This is a genomic window from Clostridioides sp. ZZV14-6345 (assembly GCF_020657775.1).
Lineage (GTDB): Bacteria > Bacillota > Clostridia > Peptostreptococcales > Peptostreptococcaceae > Clostridioides > Clostridioides difficile_D.
Genome location: NZ_JAGWCX010000025.1, coordinates 44,414 through 51,198, shown reverse-complemented (window position 1 = coordinate 51,198; position 6,785 = coordinate 44,414). Strand labels below are relative to the sequence as shown.

Annotated in this window: 7 protein-coding genes; all 7 read right to left on the bottom strand. The window is 25.0% G+C overall.

Annotation, left to right across the window (positions count from 1 at the left end):
* The coding region (locus tag KGF39_RS08885; protein ID WP_413927082.1) for a hypothetical protein at window positions 1-1,205 on the bottom strand (1,205 nt) is incomplete at its 3' end.
* A complete protein-coding gene (locus KGF39_RS08880; protein WP_227822022.1) occupies window positions 1,198-2,136 on the bottom strand; it encodes a class I SAM-dependent methyltransferase in 939 nt (312 codons plus the stop codon). The genes KGF39_RS08880 and KGF39_RS08885, both read right to left, overlap by 8 nt.
* A gap of 18 nt (window positions 2,137-2,154) precedes the next feature.
* Window positions 2,155-3,432, bottom strand: coding sequence for an ABC transporter ATP-binding protein (locus tag KGF39_RS08875; protein WP_227822021.1), 1,278 nt, complete (start codon window positions 3,430-3,432; stop codon window positions 2,155-2,157).
* Window positions 3,433-3,445: 13 nt separating this feature from the next.
* Window positions 3,446-4,234, bottom strand: coding sequence for an ABC transporter permease (locus KGF39_RS08870; protein ID WP_227822020.1), 789 nt, complete (start codon window positions 4,232-4,234; stop codon window positions 3,446-3,448).
* A 50-nt stretch (window positions 4,235-4,284) separates the two neighbouring features.
* A complete protein-coding gene (gene rfbB / locus KGF39_RS08865) occupies window positions 4,285-5,274 on the bottom strand; it encodes a dTDP-glucose 4,6-dehydratase (RefSeq protein ID WP_227822019.1) in 990 nt (329 codons plus the stop codon).
* 20 nt (window positions 5,275-5,294) lie between these two features.
* Window positions 5,295-5,858 carry a dTDP-4-dehydrorhamnose 3,5-epimerase gene (gene rfbC / locus KGF39_RS08860; protein ID WP_227822018.1) on the bottom strand — a complete coding sequence of 188 codons (564 nt, stop codon included), beginning with the start codon at window positions 5,856-5,858 and terminating at the stop codon, window positions 5,295-5,297.
* 15 nt (window positions 5,859-5,873) lie between these two features.
* Window positions 5,874-6,767, bottom strand: coding sequence for a glucose-1-phosphate thymidylyltransferase RfbA (rfbA, locus tag KGF39_RS08855; protein ID WP_227822017.1), 894 nt, complete (start codon window positions 6,765-6,767; stop codon window positions 5,874-5,876).
* Between the last annotated feature and the right edge of the window lie 18 nt (window positions 6,768-6,785).

Genomic DNA, 6,785 nt, shown 5'->3' with positions numbered 1-6,785 from the left:
CTATCTTTTTCTTCTATAATACTATCTTTTTCTTCCTTTAAATAAGTTAATAAAAACCTAATAGAGTCTAATTGATCACTATTGTAAGTTATAAAATCATACTCTATAAATATAAAATCTACATTATTATTAAATAAATTTATATCTAGTTGAGGATCATCTGTTAAAAATACATACTTTTCTCCATATTGTATAAAACAATTGCTTTCTTTCACTTCTATATCTACAGGACATCCTTTATAAAGCCCATATAAACTATGTAATTCTATAACACATGCACAATCCAATGGATCTATTCTTATTTTTTTCAAATTCTTATACTTTCTAAAATCAATTTTTATTGATACACTATTATCAAGTAATATTTTTCTTATTGTACATTTTTCTGAATAACTATCCATAGTATTATCTTGTATATAACAAACAAATTCATTACCCTTTATATCCTTAAAGAAATCAGATAAATTATAATTTGTATATCCTAAATAATTATGTATCAAATCTATATCTAAAGCATTTCCTTTTACATACTTTTGAAAATTTGACTCCATATCTTCATATATTTTAATTTCAACTTCCTTTATTCCTAAAAATCCATATATTTTGTTATCAATTTTAATCTCATGATTGATATTATAATTGAATATTGACCTATAAATGATATAATTTATTGGTATTGGAAAATTAAAGAACCACTCATAATCAATAATATTTAATTTATCATTTACAATTGTGTTACTAAAAATAAAATCTATATTAGATACTTTATAAGATTTAAGATTTTCTATAAATTTATGTCTTCCAAATATATTAATAAATTCTTCTGTAATATAAAAATCATATAGATTTTCTTCATTAAATATACTATTAAAAAAAAATTTTATTATATTAAATGTTTTATTCACATTTTTTGAAATTAAATGTTCAGTAATTATTTCATCTAAAGTTTTTCCCTTTATATATTCAAATTCCACTCTATCATGTATTTTTTTAATGCATTTTATTATTCTAATTGAATTATTATCTTTATAACAATTAAATAGCTTTAAATAATTAGTTTCTATGTTATTTATATGATTTAAAGCATCTTTTGTTAAAGCTACTTTTTCAACCTTTTTAATATTTTCATTTTCAATTATACTAGTTCTTATTTGAAACTTCTTATCTCTTTCATTCGAATATTTAGAATAAATAGTTCTATTCATTATGTTCTCCATCCTTTTGTAATATAATCAAATATGAATTTGAAAATATACTAAATAAATTGCTTTCTATAATAGAATCAAATACTTTATTCTCATCAAAAGTAACTAATCTATCACTATTAAAATTTCTAATATTTTTAGTAAGTTCGCCTTTTTTAGGTAGATAATTATCAGAATATATTACATATGGTAGTTTGTAATCTGGGTAAGGATAATAAAAATCATATTTATGAAATCCTGACTCTTTAAATAACTTTTTTAGTTCAGGCTTAGAAAAAGTTTTTACACCACTACTTTGACTGTAACCTTCTATCCCTTCAAAATATCTATCCACATGATCTTCTTTACAACCAGCCCAATACTTCAATCCAAACTTATTTTCTATCGCAATAATAACACAACCATTATCAGTAAGATGCGTTTTTATTTTTTTAAGAAAATCTTCATATGGTTTTTGAGATGCTATATAACTTTCTGCATATTCTAAAACTCCTATTAAAACTATAAAATCATATTTTTTATCTATTTCTTTTTCTATATCACTAAAATTTCCAATTAAGATTTCTATATTACTTCTATTCTTATTTCTATATGCATTAATTAAACTTCTTTTTTTTGATAGCTCTATACATGTAACACTTTTAGCCATTTCTGAAAGTTTTCCTGTAATTGCTCCACAACCTGACCCGATTTCTAAGATATTCTTTTCTTTATCAATTGGTAACCATTCTATTATGTTAGTTCTAATGTTAGATAAATGATATAAAAATGGCCAACTTTTATGTTCTTTTATTAAATCATCAAAGTTCTCATTATCAAATTCTTTCACACTATCCAATATTTCTTCCTCTATGCTACCATCAGAATATTTATCTTCACCTTTATAAAAACTTAAATCTAATATAACATTACCAATATGCTTTCTATTCAAAATAAAATCACCTCAATCCTAAAAATATATCAACTTTACTGTAGAGTTCATATCATAATATCCAACACTATTTTTTGATGAAATTACATCTATATTACAAACATCATATAATCTATTATATACTGTAAAATCATTATTTCTTTCATATCCTGTACATCCTAAAGATAATAAATAGGAACCTCCTTGTAAATTCATTATTTGCTTGAAAGAGACTATAACTTCTTTTTTATTTGAATAATTATCTGTATCTATATGCTCCATAAATGTATTCGTACCTGTTATTTCTGTTCCTTTTAAATCTTTTATTGTAAATGCATAAATAGGATTTTTAACTTTTTCATTTATTTTTATTTTTATTTTTATTGTAAATTCTTCACCTTTATTTATCTTATTATTTATTTTATTTTCACTGTCAAATATAGCAAAATCTATAATCTCAAGTTTTTTATTTCCATATTCTAATTTATTAGGATTTAAGATTAAATTTTCATTCCAATAATTTGAATTATTGTGTTCAAAATTACTTATAGTAAAATCTTCTTCCTTCTTATCTGGATTGTACTGATTTACTAAAATTTTTTTATATATATCAACTATTTCAGAAGACTTTCCCTCTTTAATAAATTTTCCTTGGTTTATTAAAACACATCTATCACAATATTTTACTATACTTCCCATATCATGACTCACAAATATTATTGTTTTTCCAATCTTTTTAAACTCATTAAATTTATCATAACACTTTGCTTGGAAAAAGACGTCTCCAACACTCAAAGCTTCATCAACTATTAATATATCTGGATCTACATTTATAGATACAGCAAATGCTAATCTAGCGAACATACCACTTGAGTAAGTTTTTACTGGTTGATTGACAAAATCTCCAATGTCAGCAAAATTTAATATATTATCTATTCTTTTTTCTATTTCATATTTTGTATATCCCATCATTGTACCATTCAAATATATATTTTCTATACCAGTATACTCAGGATTAAATCCAGCTCCTAGTTCTAACAATGCAGACACTTTGCCATTAACAGCTATATCTCCATATGTTGGTGTTAATACACCAGTTATCATTTTTAATAATGTAGACTTTCCAGAACCATTTGTCCCAATAATTCCGATAGTTTCACCTTGTTTTACATCAAATGATATACAATCTAAAGCATAATGTTTTCTATGATAATTTTTTTTTGATATACTTAAAGTCTCTTTTAGTCTATCTATTGGTTTATCATACAATTTATATATTTTGCTAACTTTATCAATTTTTACAGCTATATCTGCCATTTTGTCACCTCTTTTATAGAACATCAGAAAAATGTATCTTTAATTTTTTAAATAAATGTATTCCAAAAACAAAAATTATTGTAGAAATAAGCCAAAAATATATGGTTTGATTATATCTCTCCCAAAACCAGACTTTATTTATAAATGAATCTCTATATCCTTCTACAATATAGTACATAGGATTCAATTTCAAAATCCATTGGTATTTTTCTGGTAACATACTATAATTCCACATTATAGGAGTCATCCACATACCTATTTGAAGAAATATATTTATTATTTCTCTGATATCCTTAAAAAATGGTATTACTGAAGATGTTATATATGAAATTCCTAACGACAAATAAAATGTACAAATCGAATAATAAACTATTTGAAAAATATATATACCAGAAAATTCTTTATAGACAATATAAAGTAACACAGTAAAAGTGATAAAGAATATATGTACAAACAAAGAAGATATTGTCTTAACCAAAGGAAGTATACTTATTTTAAATAAAACTTTTTTTACAAGATAACTATACTCTATTAAACTTCCAGTAGAATTCATTAATGACTCTGAGAAAAAAAACCATGGAACTATACCGGATATTAGCCATAGTACAAATGGGAAATTTTCTATTGGAGCTGAACGAAATCCAACCTGAAATACAAACCAATATACAAGTATAGTCACTATAGGTTGAATAAATGCCCAAAATATTCCTAAATATGAACCTGCATATCGTGTTTTAAAATCATTTCTTGCTAAATCAAAAATTAATTTCTTATTTTTATATAATTCTTTTATAAAAAACATCTTTGTACTCCAATCAAATTTCCTTATTATAATATATTTCTAACAAATTTTTAATCTTCTCTTCTAAGGATTATTTTTTTCCACCATTCTTCATTATTAAGATACCAATCTATTACATCCTTTATCCCTGAACAGAATGTGTATTTAGGTTTCCATCCAAGATCATTTTTTAGTTTTTCAGCGTTAATAGCATATCTTAAATCATGTCCTGGTCTATCATCAATATATTTTATTAAATTTTCAGATTTACTAAGTTCTTTAAGAATAATTTTAACAACTTCTAAATTTGTTTTCTCATTATTTCCACCAACATTATATACTTGACCATTAATTCCATTATGTAAAATTAAGTCTATAGCACTACAATGATCATATACATGTAACCAATCTCTCACATTTTTACCATCCCCATAAATAGGAAGCCTTTCATTATTTAGAGCTTTAGAAATCATAAGTGGTATCAATTTTTCTGGGAAATGATATGGCCCATAATTATTAGAACACCTTGAGATAGTTATTGGTAGTCCATATGTTTTATAATATGAACTAACTAAAAAATCTGCTGCTGCCTTAGAAGCTGAATATGGGGAACTTGGATTTAAAGGAGTTTCTTCTGTAAAAAACAAGTCTTTTCTATCCAGTGGCAAGTCTCCATAAACCTCGTCAGTAGAAACTTGGTGATATCTTTTCACATTATATTTCCTAGATGCCTCAAGTAAAACTTGAGTTCCAACTACATTTGTTTGTATAAATATTGCTGGATTTAAAACAGACCTATCCACATGAGATTCTGCTGCAAAATTTATAACTGCATCAAATCTCTCAGTTTCAAATAAATTAAATATAAAGTTTTTATCTGAAATATCTCCTCTAACAAACTTATATTTAGCTTCTTTTTCTATATCTTTTAAAGATTCTAAATTACCTGCATAAGTTAACAAATCTAAATTTACTATTTCATAATCTTTATATTTATTAATCATATAACGAACAAAATTACATCCAATAAATCCTGCTCCTCCTGTTATTAAAATTTTCATAGTCATTCTCCTAAATATTTTTAATATATAAATGTTGTATCAAAATCTTTCAATCTTTTTTGTTGTTTATCTTTATCTGATAATAATATTTCATCTATATTCTCTAAAGGCCATTCTATTCCTATATCTTTATCATTCCATAATAAACCACCTTCAGATGTTGGATCATAAAAATTAGTACATTTATAGCTGAATTTTGCAACTTCAGATAACACTAAAAATCCATGTGCAAAGCCTTCTGGAATGTAAAATTGTTTTTTATTTTCTTCTGATAATAATACACCCTCCCATTTCCCATAGGTTTCTGAATTTTTTCTCAAATCAACAGCTACATCATAAACCTGTCCTTCTGTTACACGAACTAATTTACCTTGAGGATTTTTTATTTGAAAATGTAAACCCCTTAAAACACCCTTTTTTGATTTTGATTCATTATCTTGAACGAATTCCATTTTAAGATTAGCATCAAAAAAATCTTTTTTATTATAACTTTCCATAAAATAACCTCTTGAATCTCCAAATAAGGTTGGTTCTATTATATATAAATCTTTTATACTAGTTTTTATAAAGTTAAATTTTTCCACTATTTTCTCCTTATATTAAATACTTTTATTAATTTCTTCCATATTTAACTCTCCTGACACTTTCAATAAATATTTACCATATTCAGTTTTCATGAGAGGTTTTGCTAACTCAAGTAATTGACATTTATCTATGTATCCTTTACTATAAGCAATTTCTTCTAAACATGCAATATATAGCCCTTGTCGAGTTTGTACAACTTCCACGTAATTAGCAGCATCTAATAAACCTCTATGAGTACCTGTATCTAACCAAGCCATACCTCTTCCAAATAACTCTACTTTCAATTTTCCTCTTCTCAAATATTCATTATTTATAGAAGTAATCTCAAGCTCTCCTCTTTCAGAAGGTTTAATTTTTTTAGCTATTTCAACTACATTATTATCATAAAAATAAAGTCCAGGTACTGCATAATTAGATTTTGGAATTTTGGGTTTTTCTTCTATTGATAATACATTAAAAGCACTGTCAAATTCAACTACACCAAATGACTTTGGATCACTAACATGATATCCAAATATAGTTGATTCTTCTCTTTCTACTGCATTATTTAATCTTTCAGTAAATCCATAACCATAAAATATGTTATCACCTAATACAAGTGCTACCTTACTTTTGCCTATAAACTTTTCTCCTATTATAAATGCTTCTGCAATCCCATTAGGTTCATGTTGAATTTCATACTTTATATCTAATCCAAGTTGCTGTCCATTTCCAAATAACTCCTTAAATAAGTTTATATCTCTTTTAGTTGATATAATAAGAATTTCCCTTATTCCAGCTAACATAAGAACTGACATTGGATAATATATCATAGGTTTATCATATATAGGTAACACTTGTTTTGAAACACATTTAGTTATAGGATATAATCTAGTTCCAGATCCTCCTGCCAATATAATTCCTTTCATTATAATTTATCTCCTATT